Below are 25,866 nucleotides of genomic sequence, written 5' to 3'. Positions count from 1 at the left end.
GGTGTGCCTTTCGTCCGCGGCTGGCGTTTACCCCACCCTAGCCCCGTCGTCCCCGGGGCGGGCGGCTACCGGGGCATCCCGGCGTCGAACAGTTCCTCCAGCCCGCGCTTGAATTCCGCCCGGCCGCCGTGGGCCGGGTGACGGATTTTCGGGGCGTGGACGCCGCTGCGGAGCAGGCTCCGGTGGGAGATGTTGCCGACTGCCACCACGGTGCTGATGCCAAAGAGCGCCATCAGTTCATCCCGGAAAGGGATGCCCGCCGCCGCCTCGGCCGCCGACGGGGTGCGGTTGGACTGCGGTTGGTCCGGCCGGTGGGTATGCCAGGGGCAGGCGCTCCAGAGCAGGGGCAGGAAGTCGAGTTCGGCCAGGACCTCCCACATCACGGTGGCGGTCGGCTCGGCGGCAACCCCCGCAGCCTCCGGCGGGAGTTCGTAGCCTTGGTCCTTGCCGAACAGGCCGAAGTGGTTGGGCGCTCCGGTGAACATGCCCCGGTTGGTGAACGGCACGCCGGTGAGCCGCATGCCGCGGAAACCCGGCGCTTCACCCAGCAGCAACACCGGTGGCCGCCGGTCCAACAACGCCTGCAGGTACAACTCCAGGTTCCGACGCCGGACGGCGTTCGCGGGAACGGTGTCGGCGAAGAAGTTGTTGCAGGCAGGGCTTGTTTCCGCGGCGGCCAGCCGCCCCACGAACCGGCTGATTGCCCCCGTCGTCACGGGCACCCGCCCAAAGCTTGCGCGGGAGCTGGGCCTAGCATGGGGTCATGACGGACACGACCATCTTCACGGTGGGCCACTCCACTCATCCCATCGACGACTTCATCGACATCCTCAAAGCCCACGGCATCAAGAAACTCATCGACGTCCGGACTGTCCCGAAGTCGCGGCACAATCCCCAGTTCAACGCGGACGATCTCGCTGCCAGTGTCCGAGCCCGCGGAATCACGTACCGGCGGATGTCGTCGCTCGGCGGCCTCCGGCACACCACCAAGGACAGCCCCAACGGAGCCTGGCGCAACGCCTCGTTCCGGGGCTACGCGGATTACATGCAGACGCCGGAGTTCGCCGCCGCCATAGACGAACTCCTCGAACGGGGACGGCACAGCGACGCGGCGATCATGTGCGCCGAGGCGGTCCCGTGGCGGTGCCACCGCTCCCTGATCGGCGACGCGCTCCTGGTCCGCGGCGCATCGGTTCAGGACATCATGTCCGCAACGTCCGCCAAGGCCCATTCGCTTACCTCCTTCGCCCGGGTCGAGGGCCGCCGGCTCTGGTATCCGCCCGAGTAGCCGCTACCAGCGCGGGTGGATCGCCGCCCGGAAGTAGCGGTCGTAGATTTCGTGGACGCCGACGTCGAACGTGGCGTCAACGCCGCGGACAGACGCCGCTTCGGCGTTGGCCCGGGCTTGTTCGACGCTGCGGGCGCCCGGGATCACCGTGCTGACGCCGTCCTGCGCCGCGACCCAGGCGAGTGCCGCCTGGGCGGTGGTGACGCCGTCGGGCACCAACTGCTCGAACTCCGCCACCGCCTTCAGCCCCTCCGCGAAATCCACGCCGGAGAACGTCTCCCCGACGTCGAACGCGGAGCCGGTCCGGTTGTAATTGCGGTGATCATCCGCGGCGAAGGTGGTCTCCGGCGTGTACTTGCCCGAGAGCAGCCCGGACGCGAGCGGCACGCGGGTGATGACGCCGACGCCGGCCGCCTGGGCAGCCGGGAGCAACTCATCCAGCGGCTTGAGCCGGAACGCGTTCAGGATGATCTGCACCGTGGCCGTGCCCTCATGCCGGAGCGCCTCCATGGCCTCGTCCACCCGCTCCACGCTGACGCCGTAGTGACCGATGGCGCCCTCCGCCACGAGCGTGTCCAGCGCATCGTAAACCTCGGCGTTGCTGTAGACGGCCGTGGGCGGGCAGTGCAGCTGGACCAGATCCAGGTGGTCAACGCCGAGGTTGCGGCGGGAACGGTCCGTCCACGCGCGGAAGTTCTCCAGGGTGTAATTTTCCGGCCGCTGCTCCACCCGTCGGCCCATCTTGGTGGCCACGGTGACGTCCAAGTCCGGATTCGCCGCGAGGAAGGCGCCGATGGCCTGCTCGCTCCGGCCGTCCCCGTAGACGTCCGCGGTGTCGAAGAACGTCACGCCGGCCTCCGCCGAGGCGCCGAGGATTGCCTGCGCTTCCGCCGTGTCAACGGTGCCCCAGTCCGCACCAAGCTGCCAGGTCCCCAGCCCGATCACCGAGACATTCCTACCGGTCTTGCCTAAGAGTCGCTGTTCCATGGTCCGACTATAGGCCCGGCCACCGACAGTGGAACACGTCTGGCACCGGCCGCGGGCTTGCTAGCCTGAGCCTGTGAAATACGAGTCGCTGTGGATCGGGATGCTCATCGGTGCGGCCATCGGCTATGCGGTCGGGGTGGCCACCGCGGACAAGCCCTTCACCGGGCTGCTCATCGGCGTCGCCGTCGGGGCCCTGGTGGGCCTGGCCGCGCGCCGCGACCCGCGCAAGCGCCGCTAGGAGCACCGCCATGACGTTCACCGTGAACTGCTCGATCCTTCTCACCGAGCTGCCGCTGCTGGAACGCCCGGCCGCGGCGCGGGCCGCCGGCTTCGACGCTGTCGAATTCTGGTGGCCGTTCGTCTCGTCCGTGCCCGGCGACGCCGAAGTGACCCGGTTTGAGCGCGCCATCACCGACGCCGGCGTGCAACTGACCGGTCTGAACTTCAACGCCGGGGACATGCCCGGCGGGGACCGGGGCCTGGTGTCGTGGCCGGGCCGAGAGGCGGAATTCCGGGACAACGCCGACGTCGTCGCGGGCATCGGGGGACGGCTCGGCTGCACGCTCTTCAACGCCCTGTACGGCAACCGGCAGGACGGGCACACCCCCGAATTCCAGGACAACCTGGCCGTGGAAAACCTCGCCGCGGCGGCCGCGGCCGTGGGCCGGATCGGCGGGACCGTGCTGCTCGAACCGGTCAGCAACGCCCCGTACTACCCGCTGCGCCGCGCGGCGGACGCGCTGGACGTGATCGGCCGGGTGCAGCGGGAAACCGGCGCCGGAAACGTCCGGCTGCTGGCCGATTTCTACCACCTCGCCGTCAACGGCGACGACGTCGACGCCGTCATCGAGGCGCACGCGGCGGACTTCGGCCACATCCAGATCGCCGATGCTCCGGGCCGCGGCGCGCCGGGGACCGGCAACCTGCCGCTCGAACGGTGGATTGGCCGCAGCCGCGAACTCGGTTACGCCGGCCGGGTGGGACTGGAGTACACCGCAGCCGGTGAGTCCGCCTTCGACTGGGCGCGACGGCAACCGGACTGGCACGTTCGCTAAGGCTGTTGGGCGCGGCGGAATAGGGTCCCGGCGGCCGGTGTTGTGAACCACAGATCAGGCCCAACCGACCAAAGGAGCTCCCATGAGCCAGGCCCCCGTCAAGCTTCAGCCAGGAACCCCGGCCCCCGAATTCACGCTGCCCGACGCCGAGGGAAAGCCCGTCTCGCTGGCCGATTACCGCGGCAAGAACGTCATTGTGTACTTCTACCCGCAGGCGGCGACCCCCGGCTGCACCACCGAGGCCTGCGACTTCCGCGACAACCTCGCCTCGCTGCAGGGCTCCGGGTACGAGGTCCTGGGCATCTCCCCCGACGCCCCGGACGCCCTGGCCCACTTCACCGGCGACTTCGCACTGACCTTCCCGCTGCTCTCCGACGAGAACCACGCGGTGGCGCTGGCCTACGGTGCCTGGGGCGAGAAGCTGGTCCGCGGCGAGATCACCGAGGGAATCGTCCGCTCCACCGTGGTTCTGGACCCGGAGGGCAAGGTCACGCTGGCGCAGTATCAGGTCAAGGCCGACGGCCACGTCGCCGCGCTGAAGGCGGAGCTGGGGGTTTAGCGGGGTTCGCGGGGTCAGGTGCGGCCCGGCACCCACCCGCTAGGGCCGGGTGCCGGAGACGATGGTCGCGGTGGAGCGCAGCCGGATGGCGCCCTCGTGTTCGTAGCGGCCCAGCATCTGGAAGACGTCGGAGCGGATCAGGGACTGCGCTTCCGGGTCGGCCTGGGCGAGACCGAGGCACACCGTGGTGGCGATGTCCGTCATGAACTGCCAATAGCTCTCCGGCGACTCGTGGATCAGATCGGCGCTGATGGACCGCTCTCCGATATCCGCCAGCCCCGCTTCGCGGAACAGGGCCGGCAGGAATCCCGGTGCGGAGCAACGAAACACTCCGGGCATCCAGACCGGCGGCGGCATCAGGCCAGCATGCTGGGCGAGGGACCCCAGGACCAGGGTTGCCCAAGGGTTTTGCGCCGCCCGGCCCCACACCGCCGCGCTGATGCGGGCACCGGGCCGGGCCGTCCGCACCATCCGGGCCAGCGCCCCCGCAGGTCCGGGAAGTATAGGAACCCGAAGCGGCAGAGGACGGCGTCGAACGAGGCATCCGGAAAAGGGAGGTCCACGGCGGCGCAGGCAGTGAAAGTTACATTTTCCAAGCGGGCAGCCGCGGCTTTCTCCTCCGCCACGTGCAGCATCCCCGCGGAGATATCCGTCAGTGCCACGGTGCCCCGCGGAACCAGGGACGCGGCGGTCAGGCCGGGTCCACCCGTGCCGGCGGCTACATCCAGCACGGCAAAGTCCTGGCCCAGACGGGCGTCCTCGAGGACGGCGTCGCCGAACGGACCCTGCCAGCCGAGCACCTCCGCGTCCCACTTCTTCCACCCGGCGGCGAAGGAGTCCCAGATGACCCGCTGCTGATCCCGGAGACTCTCCGCGGAGACTGACATGGTGCTTCCCTCACAGTCCGGACCGCACCCTCCCCGCAGACCAGTCTGCTCCCCGGGACCGTCGCCCGCTAGGGTCCCTTTTCCCGCTGCGGCAACGGACGGGCGCACCCCGGGTCCGGGCCGCGCAGGTCCGGTATCGGCGCGGAATCCGCACCGGCCGGAGGACAGTAGGCTTAAAGGCATGGCTCCCGAAGACACCCCCGTAGCGCCCGAACGTCGATCCGTCACCGTCCGGCGCGCTCCGAAGTACGTCCCGTTCCTGATCGCGGGCGGCCTGCTGGGCATCGTCGTGGCAGCGATGATCGCCTACGGGATCCCCACCAGCGACCAGAGCTATGACGCCAACGCCGTCTTCGGGTTCTTCCTGACCTTCTGCATCGCCGGCGGAGCGATTGTCGGCGCCATCGTCGCGCTGATCCTGGACCGGGTCAGCGTGCGGCGGTCCGAGCGCGCCGTCGTCGAATCCGTCCCCGATTCGGTGCCGGACACCGAGGACGAAGACCGCGCCTAGGCAGGCACCGAAAGGGCCCCGCAACCCCCGAAGGGTCACATTCGGGCCCCTCGGAGCGGCCCCGGCGCGCAACGTGAGATAATCGACCAGTGGCACGCGGCGACGGAAAACTTTCTCATGACCTTCTCTCTGGCGAAAAAGGCCCGCAGGACGCATGTGGCGTCTTCGGCGTCTGGGCTCCCGGGGAGGAGGTAGCAAAACTCACCTATTACGGGCTGTACGCACTGCAGCACCGCGGCCAGGAGTCCGCTGGCATTGCGACCAGCGACGGCAAGCGGATCAACGTCTACAAGGACATGGGCCTCGTGTCCCAGGTCTTCGACGAGACCACGCTGAACACCCTGACCGGACACCTCGCCGTCGGCCACTGCCGGTACTCCACCACCGGCGCGAGCCACTGGGCCAACGCCCAGCCCACCCTGGGTGCGACGGCCACCGGCACGGTGGCTCTGGCCCACAACGGCAACCTCACCAACACGGCCGAGCTCAAGGCCATGATCATGGACCGCAACGGCGGCCAGCTGACCGGTGAGATGAAGCAGGGCAACACCTCGGACACCGCCCTGGTCACCGCCCTGCTGGAGGGCGAGGAGGGCAAGTCCCTCGAACAGACCGCCCTGGAACTGCTGCCCAAGATCAAGGGCGGCTTCTGCTTCATCTTCATGGACGAAGGGACCCTCTACGCTGCCCGCGACACCTACGGCATCCGCCCGCTGGTCCTCGGCCGGCTGGAGCGTGGCTGGGTGGTCGCCTCCGAGCAGTCCGCCCTCGCCACGGTGGGCGCGAGCTTCATCCGCGAGATCGAGCCGGGCGAATTCATCGCCATTGACGAACAGGGCGTCCGCTCCCAGCGCTTCGCGGAGGCGACGCCGGCCGGCTGCGTCTTCGAATACGTCTACCTGGCCCGGCCCGACGCCGCGATCGCCGGGCGCTCGGTCTACGAATCCCGCGTGGAGATGGGCCGCCAGCTGGCCCGCGAGAACACCCAGGAAGCGGACATCGTCATCCCGGTCCCGGAATCCGGCACCCCCGCCGCCGTCGGCTACGCCGAGGAATCCGGCATCCCCTTTGCCCACGGCTTCGTCAAGAACGCCTACGTGGGCCGCACCTTCATCCAGCCGTCGCAGACCCTGCGCCAGCTCGGCATCCGGCTCAAGCTCAACGCCCTCGAGTCGGTCATCCGCGGCAAGCGCGTCGTGGTGGTCGACGACTCGATCGTCCGCGGCAACACCCAGCGCGCCATCGTGCGGATGCTCCGCGAGGCCGGCGCCGCCGCCGTGCACGTGAAGATCTCCTCCCCGCCGGTCAAGTGGCCCTGCTTCTACGGCATCGACTTCGCCTCCCGCGCAGAGCTGATCGCCAACGGCGCCACCATCGAGGAGATCTCCCAGGCCATCGGCGCCGACTCGCTCGCCTACATTTCCGAGGACGGCATGATCGGCGCCACCCGGCAGCCGCGCGAACGCCTGTGCACCGCCTGCTTCACCGGCCAGTACCCGATCGAACTCCCCGGCGCGGACAAGCTCGGCAAGAACCTGCTGGAACGCACCGACCTGGGCGGGCTGCCCGCCATGGCCGCCACCCCCGGGACCCCGGGCGCCACCTCCGGAGCCACGGCCGACGCCGACGCCGCCATCCCGGCCGACGAGGACCCTGCCGAGAAGGCCGGCGCCACCGGCTGCGATCCGGGCCCGGACGCCGAATTCGAAGGACTGCTCACCGACGCCGACCGCGTCCCCGCCGACCAGCTTGATGCCGACAAGAAAGAGCCAGTATGACTTCCGCCTACCCGGCCGCTGACACCAACGACGCCGGAACCCCCGGCATCACCTACGCCTCCGCCGGCGTCGACGTCGAAGCGGGCGACCGCGCCGTCGAACTCATGAAGGACGCCGTCAAGGCCACGCACAACTCCTCCGTGATCGGCGGCGTGGGCGGCTTCGCCGGCCTGTTCGACGTCTCCCGGCTGCTCACCTACCAGCGGCCCCTACTGGCCACCTCCACCGACGGCGTCGGCACCAAGGTCGCCATCGCGCAGGCCATGGACATCCACGACACCATCGGCTTCGACCTGGTGGGCATGGTGGTGGACGACATCGTCGTCGTGGGCGCCGAACCGCTCTACATGACCGACTACATCGCCTGCGGCAAGGTGGTCCCCGAGCGCATCGCGGACATTGTCCGCGGCATCGCCGCCGCCTGCTCGGTGGCCGGCACCGCTCTGGTGGGCGGCGAAACGGCCGAGCACCCGGGCCTCCTGGGCGAGCACGAGTACGACGTCGCCGGTGCAGCCACCGGCGTGGTCGAAGCCGATTCCCTGCTGGGCCCGGACCGCGTCCGCTCCGGCGACGTGGTGATCGGCATGGCCTCCTCCGGCCTGCACTCGAACGGCTACTCCCTGGTCCGCCGCGTCATCAACCACGCCGGCTGGGCCCTGGACCGCGAGGTCTCCGAGTTCGAACGCACCCTGGGCGAGGAACTGCTGGAGCCCACCCGCGTCTACGCCGCGGACTGCCTGGACCTGGCCCGCACCTTCCCGGTTGATGGCTCCGCCAGCGGCCGCGCCGTCCACGGCTTCAGCCACGTCACCGGCGGCGGCCTGGCCGCCAACCTGGCCCGCGTCCTCCCGCAGGGCCTGCTGGCCACCGTGGACCGCGCCACCTGGCAGCTTCCCGCCATCTTCAAGCTGGTCTCCGAGCTGGGCAACGTCCCGCTGGCCGACCTCGAGCGGACCCTCAACGTGGGCGTCGGCATGGTCGCGATCGTCTCCCCCGAGGCCGCCGACGCCGCCGTGGCCCATCTGAACGCCCGCGGCCTGCCGTCCTGGGTCATGGGCACCGTCGGGGAAAACTCCGACTCCATCGACAAGTCCGGCCCGGATTACGTCCAGGGCGCCAAGGGCGTCGACGGCGGCGCCGTGCGGATGGTCAACGCATACGCCGGCTAGCTTCAGAACCACCGTCCGGGCGCTTCCCACCAACGTGGGGAGCGCCCGCGGCGTTCAAAGCCGCCCTGTATGAGTGGCGGCCCGAAGACGCCTAGACCTCGAGCAAACTGATCACGCCGCCCTGCGGGTCCCGGATGGTCGCGATGGTGCCGGCTTCCTCGACGTCCTCCGGTTCGACCAGGACGGTGGCGCCGGCGGCGCGGGCGGCTTCCACGCCCGCGGGGACGCTGTCGACGCCGAAGTAGACCTGCCAGCCCGGGTCCAGGTGCTTCTCGGCGGCCGGGACGGTGGCGATCCCGGCCACCTCGACGCCGCCGACCATCAGGGTGGTGTAGGTGCCGCCGTCGTCCTGCGGGTATTCGGTGACCTCGTGGCCGAAGAGCGTCTGGAAGCACCCGACGGCGCGCTGCGGTTCGGGCGTGAGGAGCTCCACCCAGGACAACGCCCCCGCCTCACCGGCGCGCGCGGCCCCGATGTGCGTGCCGGGCTGCCAGGCTCCGGTGGTGCCGCCGCCGGGAGGGGTGAAGAAGACCATGGTGCCGGTGTCGCCGACCGCTTCCGGGCCGAAGTCCACCGCACCTCCGGTGTGCGGCACGTCCGTGGCGAGCCCGGCGGCGTCGTCCACGGCGAAGTACACGTTCCACTGCGCGGACGTGCCGGGCTGGCCCTGTGCCGGGTTCTGCGGGGCAATCACGGAGACCAGGTCCCCGCCCAGGAAGGCCTTGGCATAGCTGCGGCCGTCGGGGGTGGGCAGGTCCTCGAAGCGCCAGCCGAACAGCGCGCCGTAGAACTCCTTTGCCGCCGCGACGTCAGGGGTCTGGAGATCCGCCCAGCACACCTCGCCCGGGGCGTAGGCCTTATGAAACGCCATGCTGGCTCCTTTCAAACGGTCCCGGCAGCGGGAATCGGTGAGGGCATGCGAAAGCCCGCCGGGCACACCCAGTAAGGGTGCGCCCGGCGGGCTGAAATCACGTCCGGCGCTCAAGGACCGCGCCGGAAAGGGAACGACTAGCCGATGCGACGGGTGTCAACCTCGTCGTCGTCTTCTTCCACATCGTCCGCGTACTTATCCACGTAAGCCGAATAATCCGGTTCAACCGGTTCATCCGCGAAGTGGCTCGAGGGACGACTTCCCGGGCCCGTCAGCTCGCGCTGCAGGGCGGAATAGTCAGTGTTCGGGGAGTAGTACTTGATGTCCCGAGCCTGCTTGGTAGCTTTTGCCTTTTGACGGCCGCGCCCCATGGCGTGACCCCCTTTTGTACTTGGACCGGAGGTGGTCACCTTGGCGATCGGTGAGGCCCCGGAATGATTGGTCAATTTGTCGTACACCTAGATTACATGCTTTCGGCAGGTACCGCTTGCCGGCGGAGGCTAAAGGCACTTACCCCGCCCTTTCCGCCGCGCACGCGCGAGGTTACCGGAACGTAACCTTCGTGGCATATTCGATAGAGTCTCCTGATGGGCCTCCCACCAGCGGGGCCCAGCCGGACCGTCAGGCTGGCCAGATGCACTGAAAAGGTGGGTTCCGAGTGAGCGAAAAGCCGGACAGCGACGCTACGGCCGGGGACGGCAAGACCCGTAACCATGCGGTTCCGCCGGTGAACGCCGACGGCGGCCGGGCACCCCAGGCGCCCCGCGCCCCTTTCGGCACCGTCATTCCGCCGCGGCCCGCCGCCCCGCCGACGTCCTCCTTCGCCAGGGTCCCTCCCGCGGCTTCCCCCACCGATGAACCCGCTGCTTCCCCGGCCGGCGAACCCACTGACCAGCCCGCCGCCGGCGATACCCGCGCGCAGACTCCCAGCGCCGACGCCGCCCCGCTGGACCCGGGGCCCGGGAGCCCCGCGGACCAGGGCCCCGCAACGAGCCGCCCGCGCCGCACGTCCCCCACGGGTCAGATGGGCCAGTTGCTCTCCGACCGGATGGGCAAACTCCGCGCCTCGGACGCCGGCGCCAAGGCCCGCGGTCTCGCGGCCCGGGCCACGACGGCGGTGCGCCGCTCCGGCCGGGGAAGCTGATCGCCGGGGTCGCCGCCGTCGTCGTCCTCGCCCTGCTTATCTGGTGGATCGCCGCGCTGGCGGGCGGCTCCCGGGACGCAGGCGCGCCCGCGCCCGCCGGGAGCTCCTCCTCCCCCACCGCCGAGCGGGAGCGCTGCCGCTGGAGAATGTGAGCCCGCTGGACTACCGGCTGGGCGACTGCTTCAAGGACTTCGACGCCAACGCCGCCAAATCGACCGTGGTCGCGTGCGACACCGCGCATTCGGCGCAGCTGATCCAGATCGAGTCCTACGCCGCCTCGGACGCCTACCCGGGCCGGGATGCGCTGAAGCAGAAGGCGCTGGACGCCTGCAAGGCCGCGCAGCTGACCGACAAGTCGGGCAACTACGCCCTGAGCTACAAACTCGCGTACCCCAGCTCATCGAGCTGGGGTACGGGAGATCGGCGGGTGGATTGCTACGTCGCCTCGGATGCCGGCAACGTCATCATGGAGTCGCTGCTGCCGTAGCAGGCCTGCTCGTTTAGCGCTGCTCGTTTAGCGCGTCGCGCTTAGTCCTTGCGGCGGACCGAGAGGCCGCTGCCGCGGAGGCGCCGCCGTCGGGCCGGGCGGAGACGTCCGGGCCGCCCATGGTGAGCTCCATCAGGTCCGGCGCGGTATCCACCAGCACGGTGTCGCCGTCGGCGATCTCCCCGGCGAGGATGGCCTTGGCCAGCCGGTCGCCGATCTCGCGCTGGACCAGCCTGCGCAGCGGGCGGGCGCCGTAGGCCGGGTCGTAGCCGGTGACGGCCAGCCAAGCGCGGGCACCCTCGGAGACCTCCAGGGTCAGGCGCCGGCCCTTGAGCCGTTCGCCCAGCTCCTTGACCTGCAGCTCCACGATGTGGGCCAGCTCCTCCACCGTCAGCGGGTCGAACAGGACCACCTCGTCGAGCCGGTTAAGGAACTCCGGCTTGAAGGAGGCGTGCACGGTGGCCATCACGGCGTCCCGCTTGGCGGCGGCGTCCAGGGTCGGGTCCACCAGGAACTGGCTGCCCAGGTTGGAGGTCAGCACCAGGATCACGTTGCGGAAGTCCACGGTGCGGCCCTGGCCGTCCGTGAGGCGGCCGTCGTCGAGCACCTGCAGGAGGATGTCGAAGACCTCCGGGTGCGCCTTCTCCACCTCATCGAGGAGGAGCACGGAGTACGGACGGCGGCGGACGGCCTCGGTCAGCTGGCCGCCCTCCTCGTAGCCGACGTAGCCCGGAGGGGCACCCACCAGCCGGGCCACGGAGTGTTTCTCCGAGTACTCGGACATGTCGATCCGCACCATGGCGCGCTCGTCGTCGAAGAGGAAGTCGGCCAGGGATTTGGCCAGTTCGGTCTTGCCGACGCCGGTGGGGCCGAGGAAGAGGAATGAGCCGGTGGGCCGGTTGGGGTCGCTGATGCCGGCGCGGGCGCGGCGGACGGCGTCGGACACGGCGGTGACGGCCTTGGACTGGCCGATCAGCCGCTCGCCCAGGACATGTTCCATCTCCAGCAGCTTCTGACTCTCGCCCTGCAGCATGCGGCCGGCGGGGATTCCGGTCCAGGCGGAGATGACCTCCGCGATGTCATCGGCGGTGACCTCGTCGGCCACCATCTGCCCGGACTTGTCCGGCACGGCCGCCTCGGCCTCGGCGGCGGCGGTCAGCTCCCGCTCCAGCGCCGGGATCTCGCCGTAAAGGATGCGGGAGGCGGCCTCCAGGTCGCCCTCGCGCTGGGCCTTGTCCGCCGCGGACCGCAGCTCATCGAGCCGGGCACGCAGGTCACCCACCCGGTTCAGGCCGGCCTTCTCCGCCTCCCACCGGGCGTTGAGGCCGGCGAGCTCTTCCTTCTTGTCCGCCATGTCGGCGCGGAGAGCCTCGAGCCGTTCCACCGACGCAGGGTCGGTCTCGCCGGTCAGGGCGAGTTCCTCCATGGTCAGCCGGTCCACCTGGCGCTGCAGCTGGTCGATCTCCTCCGGCGCGGAATCGATCTCCATCCGGAGCCGGGAGGCGGCCTCGTCGACCAGGTCGATGGCCTTGTCCGGCAGCTGGCGGCCGGAGATGTAGCGGTTGGAGAGCGTCGCGGCTGCCACCAGGGCGGAGTCGGCGATGGAGACCTTGTGGTGGGCCTCGTAGCGTTCCTTCAGGCCGCGGAGGATGCCGATGGTGTCCTCGACGCTCGGTTCGCCGACGAAGACCTGCTGGAAGCGGCGTTCCAGGGCCGGGTCCTTCTCGATGTTCTCGCGGTATTCGTCCAGCGTGGTGGCGCCGATCAGGCGCAGTTCGCCGCGGGCCAGCATGGGCTTGAGCATGTTGCCGGCGTCCATCGAGCTGTCACCGGAGGCGCCGGCACCCACCACGGTGTGCAGTTCGTCGATGAAGGTGACGATCTGGCCCTCGGAGTTCTTGATCTCCTCCAGGACCGCCTTCAGCCGCTCCTCGAATTCACCGCGGTACTTGGCCCCGGCCACCATGGAGGCGAGGTCCAGGGCGATCAGGGTCTTGCCGCGCAGGCTTTCGGGCACGTCGCCGGCGACGATGCGCTGGGCGAGGCCCTCGACGACGGCGGTCTTGCCGACGCCGGGCTCGCCGATGATGACGGGGTTGTTCTTGGTGCGGCGGCTGAGGACCTGGATGATGCGGCGGATCTCGGCGTCGCGGCCGATCACCGGGTCCAGCTTGCCGGAGCGGGCGACGGCGGTGAGGTCCGTGCCGAACTTCTCCAGCGCCTGGAAGGTGTTCTCGGGGTCGGCGTTGTCCACCTTGCGGTCGCCACGGACACCGGGCAGGGCGGCGAGCAGCGCCTCGTGCGAGGCGCCTGCGTCGCGCAGCAGCCGTCCGACGTCGTCGCTGCCGGCCGCGAGGCCCAGCAGCAGGTGCTCGGTGGAGACGAAGGTGTCACCGAGGCGCTCGGCCTCGTTCTGGGCGTTTTTGATCGCCTGCATGGCCGTGCGGGACAGCTGGGCCTGCTGCACCGAGCTGCCGGAGGTGGACGGGAGGGCCTTGATGGCGGAGCTCGCCTGGACGCTGACGGCATCCGGATCGGTGCCGGTGGCTCGCAGCAGGGCGACGGCGACGCCCTCGCGGTGGTCCATGAGCGCCTTGAGCAGATGCGCCGGCTCCAGCTGCGGGTTGCCGGCCGTCGAGGCGTTCATGGCTGCGGCCGAAAGAGCCTCCTGGCTCTTGGTGGTGAATTTGGCGTCCAAAGAGAGCTCCTTCCGGGTGGGACTGATCGCTAAGTTGAGTGTACCCCGCTCAACTTTATCCAGACCCTCTTTGGCTCCATGTTTGCCCACGGCGAAACTGGTGTCTAGGGGCGGCATCCCCGCACCCTGGCCCCACAAAACAAACGATCCGGCTGTCGGTTCCCCCAAGGAACCGACGACCGGATCGGATAAGTGCTACAGACAGAGTGTGTCACAGATATGACAAAGTTGTCACATGCGGCTCCGCGCGGTTGTCCGGCGTGTCGGTACGCTGGGGTCATGGATGAGACCCCCGCCGCAGAGCACGGCGTTCGCAGCAGTTCCTCCGGCCGCCTGTTCCTGGACAAGGAGCACCCCGCCGCTTGGCGTGCGCTCAACGGGCTGGGCCTGAAAGCCAAGGAGGCCGCCGCCGAGGCCGGCCTGGACCAGACGCTGATCGAGCTGTTGAACGTGCGGATCTCGCAGATCAACGGCTGTGCGTTCTGCCTGGACCTGCACGTCCACGACGCCGTCAAGAACGGTGAAACGGCGCAGCGCCTGGCGGTCCTGCCAGCCTGGCGGGACACGGACCTGTTCAGCGCCAAGGAGCGGGCCGCCCTGACCCTCGCCGAGGCGATCACCGACATTTCGGACCAGGCGGCCCGGGAACAAGAGGGCCGGGCGGCCCGGCAGCACTTGAGCGAGGCGGAGTTCTCCGCGATCAGCTGGCTGGCGATCGCCATGAACGCCTTCAACCGGGTCTCGATCGTCAGCCAGCACCCGGTCCGCGCCCGCTAGGGAATCAGCCGGTCCGCCCGGAACCTGTCGAACAGGTCCGTGAACGAATCAAGGGTGCGGCGGAACCCGGTGAATCCGGCCACCCGGCTCTTACTCATGTCCGCCAGCACCTCGATATTGCGGCCGAGGTCGCCGTCGGTGTGCCACCAGGACGAGACCCGGCCCAGGTCCGGCTCCGCAAGGCCGTTCCGGGCCGCGAGGTCCGCCCAGGCCTGCTCCATGCCCTGCATCTGGACCTCCAGCGGCCGGGGTGCGCCCTCGAAGCCGACGGGTTCGACCCCGAAGTAGGCGGCCAGGCGCGGCCACATCCAACGCCAGCGGAAGACGTCGCCGTTGACCACGTTGAACGCCTGGTTCGCCGCGCCGTCGTCGGTCGCTGCCCAGACCATGTGCTCGGCCAGCAGGCCGCTGTCCGTCATGTCCGTCAGGCTGTTCCACTGCGTTTCGGAGCCCGGGAAGATGAACGGCCGGCCGAGTTCCCTGCAGAGCGAGGCCTGCACGGCGAGGGTGAGGCCCATGTTCATCGCGTTGCCCACGGCGTGGCCGATCACGGTGTGGGCGCGGTGGACGGACCAGGTGAAGCCCTGCCGCTCCACCGCCGCCCAGAGCTCGTCCTCCTGGTTGTAGTAAAAGTTGGCGACCGGCAGCCGGGGCTCCTCCTCGTGGAACGGCGTGTCCGGCATGTCTCCCTCGCCGTAGGCCTCGAACGGGCCGAGGTAGTGCTTCAGGCCGGTCATCAGCGCGATGTGGCGGACGGGGCTGTGCGAGACGGCGCCCAGCAGGTTCCTCAGCAGCGCGGCGTTGACCCGGATGTTGTCCTGTTCCGTGTCCTGCCGAGACCAGGCGGTGAAGAACACGTGGGTGGGCCGCTCGCCGGCCAGGGCCGCGGCGAGGCTTTCCGGGGAGCCGAGGTCCGCCGCGATGGAGCGGGCGCCGCGGAGGACGGCGCCGCTGCGGGTCAGGGCGAGGACGTCCCAGCCGGTCTCGGCGAGGAGGCTGACCAGGGCCGATCCGGCGATCCCGCTGGCGCCGACCACCAGCGCGGTCTGTCCTTGGCCTGTTTCAGAGTGCTGCACGGTATTCCTCCTGTTTGCGGGTGGGGGCTCCCTCCACCCTAGGCCGGATAGATCGAGACCGCCGCCGCCTTGACCACGAAGTAGGCCCGCACCCCCGGGGCCAGGGACAGGTCCGCGGACGCAGCGGGTGTGATGTCCGCGGCGAGGTCGCCCGCCCTTACCCTGATCTGATCACCGTGCGGCTCCAGGTCCGTGACGGTGACGGCGAAGGCGTTGCGCGGGCTGCCGTGCGGCAGGTCGGGGAAGACGGAGACGGCCGACGGCGGGAAGGCCGCCACGCCTGCCTGGCCCGGGACCGGGGTGTCCTCGTGCCGGCCCGCGAGCTCTGTCCCCGGGGCACCCTGGCCACCCGGGGCGCCCGGGCCCCCGCCGGCCGGGTCCGGCAGCAGCCCGCCCGCCGTCACGGTGCCGGGGACCAGATTGAGCCCGGCAAGTCCGGCGGCGAACTTGCTCCGTGGGCGTGTGAGCACCTCGCGGGTGGGTCCCTGCTCCACGATCCGGCCTGCCTCGAGCACCACCACCGTGTCCGCGAGCATGTAGGCATCCAGGACGTCGTGGGTGACGATGATGGCGCGGCGGCCGGCCAGGACCCGTTTCAGCAGGCGACGCAGCAGGGGCGCGGCGTGGACGTCCAGGGCGGCCATCGGCTCGTCCAGCAGCAGCAGGCCCGGGTCGGCCGCGAGCGCGCGGGCCACGGCCACCCGTTGGGCCTGGCCTCCGGAGAGTTCGCCGGGCCGGCGGCCGGCCAGGTCCGTGGCCTCGACCTCGGCCAGCCAGCGGGCGGCCGCCTCCCGGGCCGCGGCGCGTCCGGCGCCGGCGCTGCGCGGACCGAAGGCCACGTTGTCCAGGGCGGTCAGGTGCGGGAAGAGCAGTGCCTCCTGAGCCAGCAGCGCGGTTCCGCGGCGGTGCGGCTGGGTCCACACCGTGCGGCCGCCGCCGAGGTGGAACAGCGCCCGGCCGTCGAGCGCGGCCGTGCCCGAGTCCGGGCGGATCAGGCCGGCGATAACGGAGAGCAGGGTGGATTTTCCGGCGCCGTTGGGGCCCAGGATGGCGACGGTTTCCGCAGCTCCCAGGTTCAGCGAGACGTCCAGGCCCCGGTCCGCGACCACGGCGTCAAGGGTGAACGTCATCGCCCCGCCTCCGCCGGATCGGCGTCCGGGATGCGGGACGAGGTGCGGGATGGCGAGGCAGCCGGTGTCCCGGGGCCGCGGTAGCTGACGCCCACGACGATGACCGCCACGGCCACCAGCAGCAGCGACAGGGCGACGGCGGCGTCGGCGTCGGTCTCCCGCTGCAGGTAGATCTCCAGCGGCAGGGTCCGGGTGATGCCCTGCAGGCTGCCGGCAAAGGTGAGGGTGGCGCCGAACTCACCCAGGCTGCGGGCAAAGGAGAGGACCGCCCCGGAGGCCAGGCCGGGCAGCACCAGCGGCAACGTGACCCGCCGAAGCACGGTGCCGGGCGGGGCGCCGAGCGTCGCTGCCACCGCCTCGTACCGCTGGCCGCCGGCCCGCAGCGCCCCCTCCAGGCTGACCACCAGGAACGGCAGGGCGACGAACGTCTGCGCCAGGACCACCGCCGTCGTCGAGAAGGCAATCTGGATTCCCGCCACCTCCAGGCTGTGGCCCAGCAGCCCCTGCCGGCCGAAGGTGTAGAGCAGGGCGATGCCGCCCACCACCGGGGGCAGCACCAGCGGCAGCAGCACGAAGGACCGGAGCAGCCGCTGGCCGCGGAAGTCACCGCGGGCCAGCACCAGCGCCAGCGGCACCCCCAGCAGGATGCAGAGCGCGGTGCTCGCGGCTGCCGTCCGCAGGCTCAGGGCCAGCGCCGTCAGGGAGGCGTCCGAGGTCACCAGCGGCAGGAAATTGGGCCAGTCGACGCGGGCCACCACAGCTGCCAGGGGCAACAGGATGAACGCGGCGGCGACGACGGCGAGCGCCGCCACCCAGCGGGGTATGCCGCTGTAGCCGTGGCGTTTCGTCCCGGGGCGCCTCACGGACGCCCGAACCCGGCGGCGGCCATTACCTTCTGGCCCTCGGCGCCGGTGACCTCGTCGAGGAAGGCGCCCGCGAGGTCCTTGTCGCGGCTGCCGCGCAGCGCGGTGATCGGGTAGGTGTTGACGGCGGCCGCGGACTCCGGGAAGGGCACTCCTTTGACCTTGCCCGCCGCGCCCTGAACGTCAGTGACGTAGACCAGTCCGGCGTCGGCCTCCCCCGATGCCACCTTGCCGAGGACGTCGGTGACCGAGGATTCCTCGCTGACCGGTGCCAGGCGCACCACGGTCTTCCCCTCGACGGCCACTGCGGCCGCGCCGCACGGACCTGCGGTGCACAGACCACCACGCGGGTGCCCGGCTTGGCCAGGTCCGCGAAGGACGTGATCCCGGCAGGATTGGCTGGCGGCACCGCGATGGTGAGGGTGTTGCTGGCGAAGTTCCGCGGGCTGCCCTCGGCGAGCCCGGCGCCGGCCACCTTGGCCATGTTCGCGGGGTCGGCGGAGGCGAAGACATCCGCCGGGGCGCCCTGGCCCAGCTGGGTGGCGAGGTCGGAGGAACCGGCGAAGCTCAGCGTGACCTTGGTGCCGGGGTGGCTGGCCTCGAAGCTGCGGGCGAGCACCGTGAAGGGGGCCTTGAGGGAGGCCGCGGCGAAGACCGTGAGGGTCCTCCCCTCCCCGCGCTGCTTCCGCTGCCGCAGCCGGCGGTCCCGGCGGCCAGGACTGCGGCGGCGAGGAGCGCCGCGGCGCGGCGGATCATGACAGGGCCTTCCCGTGCGGGCCGCTGCCGTGCGGGCTCTCGATGATCACCGTGGTGGCTTTGACGACGGCCGTGGCGACGGAGCCGAGCTCCAGCCCCAGGTCCCGGACGGCCTCGCTGCTCATCAGCGACACCACCCGGAACGGTCCGCACTGCAGCTCCACCTGCGCCATGACCGTGTCAGCGGTGATGCCCGTGACCAGGCCTACGAACCGGTTGCGGGCGGAACTGCCTCCGCGGGACGGGTCGTCGGGGAGCCTGGCCTGGTCCCGGGCCACGCCGGCGAGCTCCAGCCCGTCCACCACCAGCCGGCCGGAGTCGTCCCGGTGTGGGGTCAGGGTTCCGCTCTCGGTCCAGCGGCGGACGGTATCGTCGCTGACACCCAGGAACCGGGCCGCTTCGGAGACGCGAAAAGTAGGCATAGCGCCACTATAGTCCGCAGATGCGGATGTTTATCGCAATAACTGACGCAATTCCGGGCCGCACACAAACGGTTCCCCCGCCGGCCGCCTCGTAAACTGCCGGAATGGCCATCTACATCGATCCCCCGCTCTGGCCCGCCCACGGCACCGTCTTTTCACACTTGGTGTCCGACAGCTCCCTCGAGGAGCTGCATGCGTTCGCGAGGGCGGCGGGGATCCCGGAGCGGGCGTTCGACGGCGACCACTACGACGTCGCCGAGGCCCGCTTCGACGCGCTGGTAGCCGCCGGCGCCATCCCTGTGGAGGGCCGGGTCCTGGTGCGCAAGCTGATCGCCAGCGGGCTCCGGATTCCCGCCCGGCGGCGCAACGGCTCACTGAAGCTGCCGCTCCTGACGCGCTGGAACGAGACGCTGCCCGGCCACGACGCGCTCTTCCTGGACCTCCTGGACCGGTGGGGCGAGGAGCACCGGAACTACCACGGCCGCACCCACCTGCTCGCGGTGCTGGAGGCGCTGGACCTGCTGGCCGAACCCGGCCTGCCGTCCCGGACGGTGCGCCTGGCGGCCTGGTTCCATGACGCGGTCTACCACGGCATCGCGGGCGAGGACGAGGAGGAATCCGCGCGCCTGGCCGAGGAACGGCTGGGCCGGGCCGGCCTGCCCGACGGCGAGGCGGAGGAGGTGGCGCGGCTGGTGCGGATGACGGCGGACCACCGGCCCGAGCCGGGCGACGACGCCGCGGCCCTCCTCAGCGACGCCGACCTCTCCATCCTCGGGGGCGACCCGACAGAGTACGCCCGCTACCTCGCGGCCGTGCGGAAGGACTTCGCGCACATCGGCGACGCCGATTTCGCCGCCGGCCGCGCCGCCGTCGTCCGCCAACTGCTGGCACAGGAGCCGCTCTTCCACACCGGGCGCGGGCGTTCCCTCTGGGAGGACGCGGCGCGGCGGAACCTCGCGGGGGAACTAACCTAGCCGCCCGGCGGCCCTACACGTCCCCGGCGCTCCCGGCCGTGCGGCGGAGGTGTTCGGCGAGCCGGTCGAAGGATTCGCGCCAGCCGGAGCCGTGGGTGTCCCGGTGCTCAGCGGTGTCGAAGGGGCCCTGGGTGAAGACCAGCCGGGTGCCGCCGTCGATCTCCTCGAGCCGGAAGACGCCCTCCGTCTCGGTGCCGCGGGTGCCGTCGGCCTTCTCCCGGGCGTGGGTGAAGACGAACAGTGCGGGCGGCTCGAGATCGGTTATTACGCCGCTGAACCAGTGTTCCTGGCCGGTGGCGTCCTCGAGGAGGCAGGCCCGGTACGGGGTACCGATTTCCAGGTCCGCGTCGATGGCCTCGCGCAGTGCCCGGAAGCCGCGCGGCCCCCACCAGGCGGCCGCCTGGTCCGGATCGACCAGGGCTGCCCAGACCGTCCTGGCGGGCACTTGAAACTCGCGGGTGATCACGAGCGTGAGCTCGTCCTGTTCCGGCATGGCTTCCGCGCCGGTGGATTCTGCGTTTTCCAGCATTGCCCTCTCCCTCCGCGTTGCGGCGACGGTTGAGCCTGTTTCCTAGCGGTAGACGCCGGCGAACGGCCGGTCCGTCGTGATGATCTGCTTACCCAGCGGCATCAGGGACACCGGGATCAGCTTGAGGTTGGCGATGGCCAGCGGGATCCCGATGATGGTCACGGCCATGGCGAACGCGGTCACCACGTGGCCCACGGCGATCCAGATGCCGGCCACCAGCAGCCAGATGACGTTGCCCAGCAGGGACAAGGCACCGCCGCCGCCGGGCCGGTCCACCACGGCGCGGCCGAAGGGCCACAGGGCGTAGGACGCGATCCGGAAGGAGGCCAGGCCCCAGGGGATGGTAACGATCAGCAGGCAGCAGACGACGCCGGCCACGAAGTAGCCCAGCGCGAGCCACAGTCCCCCGAACAGCAGCCAGATGATGTTGAGCAGTGTCTTCATGGCACCATTCTCCCCGCCGGCGGCGGATCTGTCCTCGGGGATGGCCCTGAACCGCCCCTGAATCCGTGACCCTCGTGCGTGGACCGCCGGCACCGGGCTCTGTCCGGGGATGCGTGCCCCGGTTTACCCTAGGCGTAGGCCGGGCCGTTGCCCGGAAACAGCCTGCGGAAGGGCGGAACGCATGGGTTCGTGGCTGGCGCGGAGCCGCCGGAGTTCGCCCGTGGCCGCCCTCTCCGCCCTGCTGGTACTCGCGTTGCTCACCGGATGCACCGGCGGGAGCCCGCAACCGCCGTCGTCCGGGGCCGCGTCGGGGGCGCCGTCCTCCGGGACTTCGCCAGGGACCAAGGCGCCCCGCTCCACCCAGGCGCAAGCGCCCGTCGTGTTCACCGCGCAGGGGGACATCGGCGTCGGCTCCAACGCCCGCAAAGTGCTCGGCGCGGTCGCGAAGATCAAACCGGCACTGAACCTGGCGCTGGGCGACTTCAGCTACCAGGCCGGAATCGAACAGCAGTTCTGCGACATGGTCACCGGCGTACTCGGCCCCGGTTTCCCCTACGCGCTGGTCACCGGCAACCACGAGAGCGACGGGCACGACGGCGACATCGCCACCTTCGCCCAGTGCCTGCCGAACCGGCTGCCCGGCCTGGTGGGCGACTACGGCACGCAGTGGTACGTCGACGTGCCCGAAAAGAACCCCCTGGTCCGCATCGTCATGGTCTCACCCGGGATCAAGTTCAAGGACGGAAAAACCCTGGACTACGGCCGGGGCAGCGAACGCTGGACGTGGACCGCTGACGCGCTGGACGGGGCGAAGGAACGGAACATCCCCTGGACGGTGGTGGGCATGCACACCCCGTGCTTCAACCTGGGCGCCTACTCCTGCCAGCCCGGCGCGGACTTCACCAACCTGCTGATCGAGAAGAAGGTGGACCTGGTCCTCACCGGCCATCAGCACCTGTACCAGCGCACGCACCAGCTGGGCCACAGTCCGGACTGCCCCGCCCTGGTCCCGGATGAGTTCTCGAAACAGTGCCTGGGCGGCACCGGTGGCTCACTGACCCAGGGGCGCGGGACGGTGTTCGCCGGGGTCGGAATCGGCGGGGTGGGGCTGCACGACGTCCGCGAGGACGACCCGGAGGCAGGCTACTTCGCGGAATGGTCCGGCAAGAACGTCAAGCCCACCTACGGCACGCTCAAGGTGTCCGTGGGCGAGGACGCGCTGGCCGCCGCGCTGGTCCCGGCCGAGGGCAGCTTCACGGATACCTTCACCATCACGCGGTGACCACGCCCCGGGTGGACGCCGGTGGCTGGCCCTTGGGGCCGCCGGTCAGTGCCCCTTGGCGGCGGTGACGAAGGCCGTGACCCGGACCGGGTCCTTGACCCCGCGGGAAACCTCGACGCCGGAGGAAACGTCCACGCCCCACGCACCGGCGGCCGATGCGGCGTCTGCCACGTTCGCCGGGTCCAGTCCGCCGGCCAGCAGCCAGTGCCGGTCCCCCAGCCCCCGGGCGCGGACCGAGGCGTAGTCCCAGGCTTCGCCGGAGCCGGGCACGGCGGCGTCGACCAACAGCAGGTCCTCGCCCCAGTCGGCGAAGGCTTCCGGTGCCGCGGACATCGTGATCGCCCGGATCAGCTGCATCCCGGCGTCGTGGACGGCCCCGACATCCTCCCGGGTCCGGTCGCCGTGCAACTGGACCCAGACCAGCCCGGCATCCCGGGCCGCGGCGACGGCGTCGGCCACCGATTCGTGCCGGAAGACGCCCACCGCGGGGACCCCGGACGGCACGCCGGGCAGCAGTTCGCGGACCCGTTCCGGCGCCACCTCCCGGGGGCTGGCGGTCAGGACAAAGCCCACCGCATCCGCCCCGGCGTCGACGGCGGCCCGAACGGCCTCGCTGGTGCTAAGACCGCATACCTTGACGAACATTCCGGCTCCCTCCCGCTGCGCTGTGTGGCTTTCACTGCTGTGTCGCTTTGACTGCTGTGCTGCTGTTGTTGCTTCGACGTTAGCAAGTCCCGCGCCCGGCCACCGGCGCCGCGGCTAGGCTGATCCCATGGACATCATCCGTTACGCCGACCTCAAGCCCGCCCCCTGGCGCAACGGCGGCGGCACCACCCGAGAACTGGCCCGCTTCCCGCTCGACGCGGTCGACGGCGGCTGGGACTGGCGGGTGAGCATCGCGGAGGTCGGCAAGGCCGGCGACTTCTCCGCGTTTCCCGGGATGGAGCGGGTCCTCACCGTGGTGGACGGCGACCTGCTGTTCCTCACGGTCGACGGCGGCGAGCACCCGCTGGAAAAGTACCGCCCGTTCCGATTCTCCGGCGACGCCGACGCGGCCGGAGCCCTGCCCACCGGCGACATCCGGGACCTGAACGTCATCTGCCGGCGGGGCGCCTTCAAGGGCTTCACCTCCATCATCGAACTGTCCAAGAAGCGCGCACACCCCGTCTTCGAGGGGCAGCTCGGCATCCTGCTGCAGGGCCAGGCGACGGTCGACGGCGAGGCGATGGGCCGGTACGACGCCGTCGTCGGCTCTGACACGGCGACGCCCGAGATCCTGGGCCGCGGCTTCCTGGCCGTCGTCTCGATCGACCCGGTCGACTCATCGAATCCGGTCCGGCCGGAGGGCTAGCCCCCGGCTTTTGCTAGGCTGAAAGCAAGGCCGGATCCCGGCCTCCGGACGACGGTTCAGTACCCGGCACGCGACAAGACTGGCCAAAGGATTCTTGTCATGTCGTGGATCATCCTCATTGCCGCCGGATCGCTCGAAGCCGTGTGGGCCGCCGCGTTGCACCGCACGTCGCAGACCACCGGCCGCCGCCGCCTCCTGCCGGGCGCCGTTTTCCTGGTCTCCGTCCTCGCCAGCACCGGCGGACTCGCGATCGCCATGCAGACCATCCCCACCGGGACCGCCTACGCCGTCTGGGTGGGGGTCGGCGTCGTCCTCACCTCCGCCTACGCCATGGCCACCCGGGTTGAACCCGCCAGCGCCGCCCGGATCCTGCTGCTCGGCGGGATCGTGGCGTGCGTGGCCGGCCTGAAGCTGGTGGCGTGATGCGCGCCGGCACCCGCGGAACGGGTGTTTCCTGGCTGATCCTGCTCGGCTCGGCCGTCCTCGAAGCGGTGTGGGCCACGGCCCTGGGCCTTTCCGACGGGTTCAGCCGGCCCGTCCCCACCCTGGTCTTCGCCGTGGCCGCGGCGTTGAGCATGGCCGGGCTGGGCGTCGCCGTGCGGCGCATCCCGCTGGGCACCGCGTACGCCGTGTGGGTGGGAATCGGTGCGGCCCTGACCGTCGGCTGGGCGATGGCCAGCGGCGTCGAACCCGCTAACCCGCTTAAGCTGCTGTTCATCGCGGGCATCGTGGGCTGCGCGGCCGGCCTGAAACTGCTGCCGGCCGGTTCCGAGGATTCCGCTCCTCCCGCTCCCGAGCCGGTGTCCCGTACGCTCCCGCCCGCTTAGTCCCGCCGGCAACGCCCGATCCGGCCGGACACGCCGTGTCGCAGGCCCGGGTCCGGCAGGTAACAGGGGAGGAACGCACGCACGCCTGACGCCGGGCCCCGATGAAACCCGGCAAACCTCGGAAACCCGCCCGGAATACCGGGACCGGGCAGGAGGTTCTTGGCTGGGACAGCGGTTCCGGCAATGACAGGAGACTCCAGATGACAGCCACAGTTCAGCTCGGCGACGGCCTCAGCGTCAGCCCCTTGGGGTTCGGCGGCATGGCCCTGACCCCGGTCTACGGAGAGGTTGACCCGGCCGAGGCGCTGGCCACCCTGCACCACGCCGTCGACGCCGGGGTGACCTTCCTGGACACCGCGGACATCTACGGCAGCGGGAGCAATGAGGAGCTCATCGCCGCCCTGCTCAAGGACCGGCGCTCCGAGGTGAAGTTGGCCACGAAGTTCGGTCTGGTGGGGAACCCGGCGGAGGGCTACACGGACATCCGGGGGGACGCCGCCTACGTCCGCGAGGCCGTGGACCGCAGCCTGTCCCGCCTGGGTACCGACAGTATCGACCTGTATTACATGCACCGCCGTGACCTCCGCGTTCCGATTGTGGAAACCGTGGAGGCCATGGCGGAGCTGGTCAAGGCCGGAAAGGTCAAGCACTTGGGCCTGTCCGAGGTGACGGCGGCGGAGCTCCGGGAGGCCCACGCCGTGCACCCGATTGCCGCCGTCCAGAGCGAATGGTCCATCTGGAGCCGGGACGTGGAGCGCAACGTGGTGCCCGCGGCCGCCGAACTGGGTGTCGGCTTCGTGCCCTATTCGCCGCTGGGCCGGGGGTTCCTGACCGGCACCGTGGATGCTTCGAAGCTGGGCAGCAACGACTTCCGCCGCAACATCCCCGCTTCGCCGCGGGAGCTGCGGACGCCAACCAGGCCGTGGTGGCCACGGTTCGCGAGGTCGCCGCCGAGCTGCAGACCGCCAGCGGTCCCGCCACGCCGGCGCAGGTTGCCTTGGCCTGGCTGCTGGCCCGGGGCGAGGCGCTGGGCCTGCCCGTCGTCCCGATCCCCGGCACCCGCAAGGCCGCCCGGATCGATGAGAACCTCGGTGCCCTGTCCCTGAAGCTGAGCCCGGCGCAACTCGACCGGCTCAACGCCGCGGCGGACGCCGTCGTCGGCTCCCGCGCAGCGAACCCGGGCTGGGTCTCCGAGGGCCGGGAATAGGCGGTCCTAGACTGATGCCCATGGACTCACTCATTCATTCGCTCCGCGACGTCACCATCCGCAGGATTTCGGTCAGCGAGATGGACAACAACGTGTACCTGCTCACCGCGAAGGCTTCCGGCGCGCAGCTCCTGATCGATGCGGCCGATGATGCGGCCGCCATCGAGGCGCTGCTGGCCGACGCCGCCGCGGACACCGAGGCGACACCGAAGCTGGCGCTGATCGCCACCACGCACCAGCACTGGGACCACGTCCGTGCGCTGCCCGAGGTGGTCAAGGCGACCGGCGCGAAGACCGCCGCCGGAACCGACGATGCCCCCGCGCTGCCGGTGCCGGTGGATGTGCTGCTGGATCACGGCGACGTCGGCAACTTCGACGGGTTCGACGTGACGGCGGTGCACCTGCGCGGCCACACTCCGGGTTCGGTGGCGCTGGTCTACCAGGACCCGGCAGGGCCCGCGCACATCTTCTCCGGCGACTCGCTGTTTCCGGGCGGGGTGGGCAACACGGACAAGGATCCGGAGCGGTTCACCCAGCTCCTGGACGATGTGTCCGCGCGGCTGTTCGATGTCTACCCGGACGACACGGTTGTGCACCCGGGCCACGGCAAGCCGACCACCCTGGGCGCTGAACGCCCGCACCTTGAGGAGTGGCGCGCCCGCGGCTGGTAGATTCTGCCGGCTCGGCAGGAGCCGGAATCCGCGCCGGTTCCGGACCGGCGCTACGGATTCGGACGGCCGTACCGGGGACCCCCGGTGCGGCCGTCCGTTTCCGTAGCGCGGACGGTTAATCCG

30 protein-coding genes, 2 pseudogenes and 1 riboswitch are annotated in these 25,866 nt (G+C 70.5%); of the genes and pseudogenes, 17 read left to right on the top strand and 15 right to left on the bottom strand.

What is annotated here, in order from left to right; translation table 11 throughout:
• Positions 1–65: 65 nt before the first annotated feature.
• Positions 66–716, bottom strand: a complete 651-nt coding sequence (locus ACRQ5B_RS07620) for a uracil-DNA glycosylase (RefSeq protein ID WP_432398486.1) — start codon at positions 714–716, stop codon at positions 66–68.
• 47 nt (positions 717–763) lie between these two features.
• Here ACRQ5B_RS07620 and ACRQ5B_RS07615 point away from each other — a divergent pair, with 47 nt between their 5' ends.
• On the top strand, positions 764–1,288 hold the full coding sequence (locus ACRQ5B_RS07615; protein WP_432398484.1) for a DUF488 domain-containing protein: 525 nt from the start codon (positions 764–766) through the stop codon (positions 1,286–1,288).
• A 3-nt stretch (positions 1,289–1,291) separates the two neighbouring features.
• Here the strand turns inward: ACRQ5B_RS07615 and ACRQ5B_RS07610 are convergent, their stop codons facing one another.
• A complete protein-coding gene (locus tag ACRQ5B_RS07610) occupies positions 1,292–2,275 on the bottom strand; it encodes an aldo/keto reductase (protein WP_432398482.1) in 984 nt (327 codons plus the stop codon).
• A 73-nt stretch (positions 2,276–2,348) separates the two neighbouring features.
• On the opposite strand from ACRQ5B_RS07610, the gene ACRQ5B_RS07605 reads away from it, so the two are divergent.
• From ACRQ5B_RS07605 to bcp, 3 genes are all read left to right on the top strand, one after another.
• Positions 2,349–2,513: a glycine zipper domain-containing protein gene (locus tag ACRQ5B_RS07605; RefSeq protein ID WP_290256328.1), complete on the top strand. Its 165-nt coding sequence runs from the start codon at positions 2,349–2,351 to the stop codon at positions 2,511–2,513.
• Positions 2,514–2,523: 10 nt separating this feature from the next.
• Entirely contained in the window at positions 2,524–3,330 is an 807-nt protein-coding gene (locus ACRQ5B_RS07600; protein WP_432398479.1) for a hydroxypyruvate isomerase family protein, read from the top strand.
• 82 nt (positions 3,331–3,412) lie between these two features.
• The gene (gene bcp, locus ACRQ5B_RS07595) at positions 3,413–3,889 is read left to right on the top strand and encodes a thioredoxin-dependent thiol peroxidase (RefSeq protein ID WP_290256330.1); all 477 of its coding nucleotides are present in this window, start codon (positions 3,413–3,415) and stop codon (positions 3,887–3,889) included.
• A 39-nt stretch (positions 3,890–3,928) separates the two neighbouring features.
• On the opposite strand, the gene ACRQ5B_RS07590 is transcribed toward bcp, so the two are convergent.
• Positions 3,929–4,246, bottom strand: coding sequence for a hypothetical protein (locus ACRQ5B_RS07590; protein ID WP_432398477.1), 318 nt, complete (start codon positions 4,244–4,246; stop codon positions 3,929–3,931).
• Positions 4,246–4,776 (bottom strand): class I SAM-dependent methyltransferase, encoded by a 531-nt coding sequence (locus ACRQ5B_RS07585; protein WP_432398475.1) that lies wholly within the window; start codon positions 4,774–4,776, stop codon positions 4,246–4,248. The genes ACRQ5B_RS07590 and ACRQ5B_RS07585 overlap by 1 nt, the downstream gene beginning before the upstream one ends.
• A gap of 181 nt (positions 4,777–4,957) precedes the next feature.
• Here ACRQ5B_RS07585 and ACRQ5B_RS07580 point away from each other — a divergent pair, with 181 nt between their 5' ends.
• The 3 genes from ACRQ5B_RS07580 (at position 4,958) to purM (ending at position 8,234) form a co-directional block, all read left to right on the top strand.
• Positions 4,958–5,287, top strand: coding sequence for a hypothetical protein (locus ACRQ5B_RS07580; RefSeq protein ID WP_432398473.1), 330 nt, complete (start codon positions 4,958–4,960; stop codon positions 5,285–5,287).
• Between the two features lie 89 nt (positions 5,288–5,376).
• Positions 5,377–7,065, top strand: a complete 1,689-nt coding sequence (gene purF / locus ACRQ5B_RS07575) for an amidophosphoribosyltransferase (RefSeq protein WP_432398471.1) — start codon at positions 5,377–5,379, stop codon at positions 7,063–7,065.
• Complete coding sequence (purM, locus tag ACRQ5B_RS07570) at positions 7,062–8,234, top strand: phosphoribosylformylglycinamidine cyclo-ligase (RefSeq protein ID WP_432398470.1); 1,173 nt, start codon at positions 7,062–7,064, stop codon at positions 8,232–8,234. Before purF ends, purM begins: the two co-directional genes overlap by 4 nt.
• Before the next feature lie 91 nt (positions 8,235–8,325).
• Here the strand turns inward: purM and ACRQ5B_RS07565 are convergent, their stop codons facing one another.
• Positions 8,326–9,105: a VOC family protein gene (locus ACRQ5B_RS07565; RefSeq protein ID WP_432398468.1), complete on the bottom strand. Its 780-nt coding sequence runs from the start codon at positions 9,103–9,105 to the stop codon at positions 8,326–8,328.
• Positions 9,106–9,242: 137 nt separating this feature from the next.
• Positions 9,243–9,476, bottom strand: a complete 234-nt coding sequence (locus ACRQ5B_RS07560) for a DUF3073 domain-containing protein (RefSeq protein ID WP_290256489.1) — start codon at positions 9,474–9,476, stop codon at positions 9,243–9,245.
• A 287-nt stretch (positions 9,477–9,763) separates the two neighbouring features.
• Between ACRQ5B_RS07560 and ACRQ5B_RS07555 the strand changes: the two genes are divergently transcribed.
• Both ACRQ5B_RS07555 and ACRQ5B_RS07550 read left to right on the top strand, forming a co-directional pair.
• A complete protein-coding gene (locus ACRQ5B_RS07555) occupies positions 9,764–10,249 on the top strand; it encodes a hypothetical protein (RefSeq protein ID WP_432398466.1) in 486 nt (161 codons plus the stop codon).
• 148 nt (positions 10,250–10,397) lie between these two features.
• On the top strand, positions 10,398–10,736 hold the full coding sequence (locus ACRQ5B_RS07550; RefSeq protein WP_432398464.1) for a septum formation family protein: 339 nt from the start codon (positions 10,398–10,400) through the stop codon (positions 10,734–10,736).
• 13 nt (positions 10,737–10,749) lie between these two features.
• On the opposite strand, the gene clpB is transcribed toward ACRQ5B_RS07550, so the two are convergent.
• Positions 10,750–13,434 carry an ATP-dependent chaperone ClpB gene (gene clpB / locus ACRQ5B_RS07545; RefSeq protein ID WP_432398462.1) on the bottom strand — a complete coding sequence of 895 codons (2,685 nt, stop codon included), beginning with the start codon at positions 13,432–13,434 and terminating at the stop codon, positions 10,750–10,752.
• Between the two features lie 279 nt (positions 13,435–13,713).
• Between clpB and ACRQ5B_RS07540 the strand changes: the two genes are divergently transcribed.
• Positions 13,714–14,211 carry a carboxymuconolactone decarboxylase family protein gene (locus ACRQ5B_RS07540; RefSeq protein WP_432398460.1) on the top strand — a complete coding sequence of 166 codons (498 nt, stop codon included), beginning with the start codon at positions 13,714–13,716 and terminating at the stop codon, positions 14,209–14,211.
• Here the strand turns inward: ACRQ5B_RS07540 and ACRQ5B_RS07535 are convergent.
• From ACRQ5B_RS07535 to ACRQ5B_RS07515, 5 genes and pseudogenes are all read right to left on the bottom strand, one after another.
• Positions 14,208–15,287, bottom strand: a complete 1,080-nt coding sequence (locus ACRQ5B_RS07535; protein ID WP_432398458.1) for an SDR family oxidoreductase — start codon at positions 15,285–15,287, stop codon at positions 14,208–14,210. The two genes, ACRQ5B_RS07540 and ACRQ5B_RS07535, sit on opposite strands and share 4 nt — an antisense overlap.
• Positions 15,288–15,325: 38 nt before the next feature.
• Positions 15,326–16,417: a sulfate/molybdate ABC transporter ATP-binding protein gene (locus tag ACRQ5B_RS07530; protein WP_432398456.1), complete on the bottom strand. Its 1,092-nt coding sequence runs from the start codon at positions 16,415–16,417 to the stop codon at positions 15,326–15,328.
• The gene (locus ACRQ5B_RS07525; protein ID WP_432398454.1) at positions 16,414–17,280 is read right to left on the bottom strand and encodes an ABC transporter permease; all 867 of its coding nucleotides are present in this window, start codon (positions 17,278–17,280) and stop codon (positions 16,414–16,416) included. Before ACRQ5B_RS07525 ends, ACRQ5B_RS07530 begins: the two co-directional genes overlap by 4 nt.
• Positions 17,277–18,036, bottom strand: a pseudogene (modA, locus tag ACRQ5B_RS07520) (molybdate ABC transporter substrate-binding protein). Before modA ends, ACRQ5B_RS07525 begins: the two are co-directional and overlap by 4 nt.
• Complete coding sequence (locus ACRQ5B_RS07515) at positions 18,033–18,458, bottom strand: TOBE domain-containing protein (RefSeq protein ID WP_432398452.1); 426 nt, start codon at positions 18,456–18,458, stop codon at positions 18,033–18,035. Before ACRQ5B_RS07515 ends, modA begins: the two are co-directional and overlap by 4 nt.
• Positions 18,459–18,562: 104 nt before the next feature.
• Between ACRQ5B_RS07515 and ACRQ5B_RS07510 the strand changes: the two genes are divergently transcribed.
• Positions 18,563–19,432, top strand: coding sequence for a DUF4031 domain-containing protein (locus ACRQ5B_RS07510; RefSeq protein ID WP_432398450.1), 870 nt, complete (start codon positions 18,563–18,565; stop codon positions 19,430–19,432).
• A gap of 13 nt (positions 19,433–19,445) precedes the next feature.
• Here ACRQ5B_RS07510 and ACRQ5B_RS07505 read toward each other — a convergent pair whose 3' ends face one another.
• Together ACRQ5B_RS07505 and ACRQ5B_RS07500 are read right to left on the bottom strand one after the other, a co-directional pair.
• A complete protein-coding gene (locus tag ACRQ5B_RS07505; protein WP_432398448.1) occupies positions 19,446–19,961 on the bottom strand; it encodes an SRPBCC family protein in 516 nt (171 codons plus the stop codon).
• 42 nt (positions 19,962–20,003) lie between these two features.
• Positions 20,004–20,405, bottom strand: coding sequence for a YccF domain-containing protein (locus ACRQ5B_RS07500; RefSeq protein ID WP_412884159.1), 402 nt, complete (start codon positions 20,403–20,405; stop codon positions 20,004–20,006).
• Positions 20,406–20,586: 181 nt separating this feature from the next.
• Between ACRQ5B_RS07500 and ACRQ5B_RS07495 the strand changes: the two genes are divergently transcribed.
• The gene (locus ACRQ5B_RS07495; RefSeq protein WP_432398445.1) at positions 20,587–21,687 is read left to right on the top strand and encodes a metallophosphoesterase; all 1,101 of its coding nucleotides are present in this window, start codon (positions 20,587–20,589) and stop codon (positions 21,685–21,687) included.
• A 45-nt stretch (positions 21,688–21,732) separates the two neighbouring features.
• Here ACRQ5B_RS07495 and ACRQ5B_RS07490 read toward each other — a convergent pair whose 3' ends face one another.
• Positions 21,733–22,332 carry a phosphoribosylanthranilate isomerase gene (locus ACRQ5B_RS07490; protein WP_432398443.1) on the bottom strand — a complete coding sequence of 200 codons (600 nt, stop codon included), beginning with the start codon at positions 22,330–22,332 and terminating at the stop codon, positions 21,733–21,735.
• A gap of 127 nt (positions 22,333–22,459) precedes the next feature.
• Between ACRQ5B_RS07490 and ACRQ5B_RS07485 the strand changes: the two genes are divergently transcribed.
• The 5 genes and pseudogenes from ACRQ5B_RS07485 (at position 22,460) to ACRQ5B_RS07465 (ending at position 25,743) form a co-directional block, all read left to right on the top strand.
• Complete coding sequence (locus ACRQ5B_RS07485) at positions 22,460–23,038, top strand: HutD/Ves family protein (protein WP_432398441.1); 579 nt, start codon at positions 22,460–22,462, stop codon at positions 23,036–23,038.
• A 24-nt stretch (positions 23,039–23,062) separates the two neighbouring features.
• A riboswitch (guanidine-III (ykkC-III) riboswitch) is annotated at positions 23,063–23,126 on the top strand.
• An 11-nt stretch (positions 23,127–23,137) separates the two neighbouring features.
• Positions 23,138–23,461 (top strand): DMT family transporter, encoded by a 324-nt coding sequence (locus ACRQ5B_RS07480; protein WP_432398439.1) that lies wholly within the window; start codon positions 23,138–23,140, stop codon positions 23,459–23,461.
• Positions 23,461–23,865: a DMT family transporter gene (locus ACRQ5B_RS07475; protein ID WP_432398719.1), complete on the top strand. Its 405-nt coding sequence runs from the start codon at positions 23,461–23,463 to the stop codon at positions 23,863–23,865. The genes ACRQ5B_RS07480 and ACRQ5B_RS07475 overlap by 1 nt, the downstream gene beginning before the upstream one ends.
• A 200-nt stretch (positions 23,866–24,065) precedes the next feature.
• Positions 24,066–25,072 (top strand): annotated as a pseudogene (locus ACRQ5B_RS07470) (aldo/keto reductase).
• A gap of 20 nt (positions 25,073–25,092) precedes the next feature.
• The gene (locus ACRQ5B_RS07465) at positions 25,093–25,743 is read left to right on the top strand and encodes an MBL fold metallo-hydrolase (protein WP_400160238.1); all 651 of its coding nucleotides are present in this window, start codon (positions 25,093–25,095) and stop codon (positions 25,741–25,743) included.
• The last annotated feature ends 123 nt before the right edge of the window (positions 25,744–25,866 follow it).

Origin of the sequence: Pseudarthrobacter sp. L19 (assembly GCF_050859435.1) — a bacterium.
Classification (GTDB): domain Bacteria; phylum Actinomycetota; class Actinomycetes; order Actinomycetales; family Micrococcaceae; genus Arthrobacter.
Note: the sequence above shows the minus strand (reverse complement) of the source record. Positions and strands in the feature narration are given on the sequence as shown.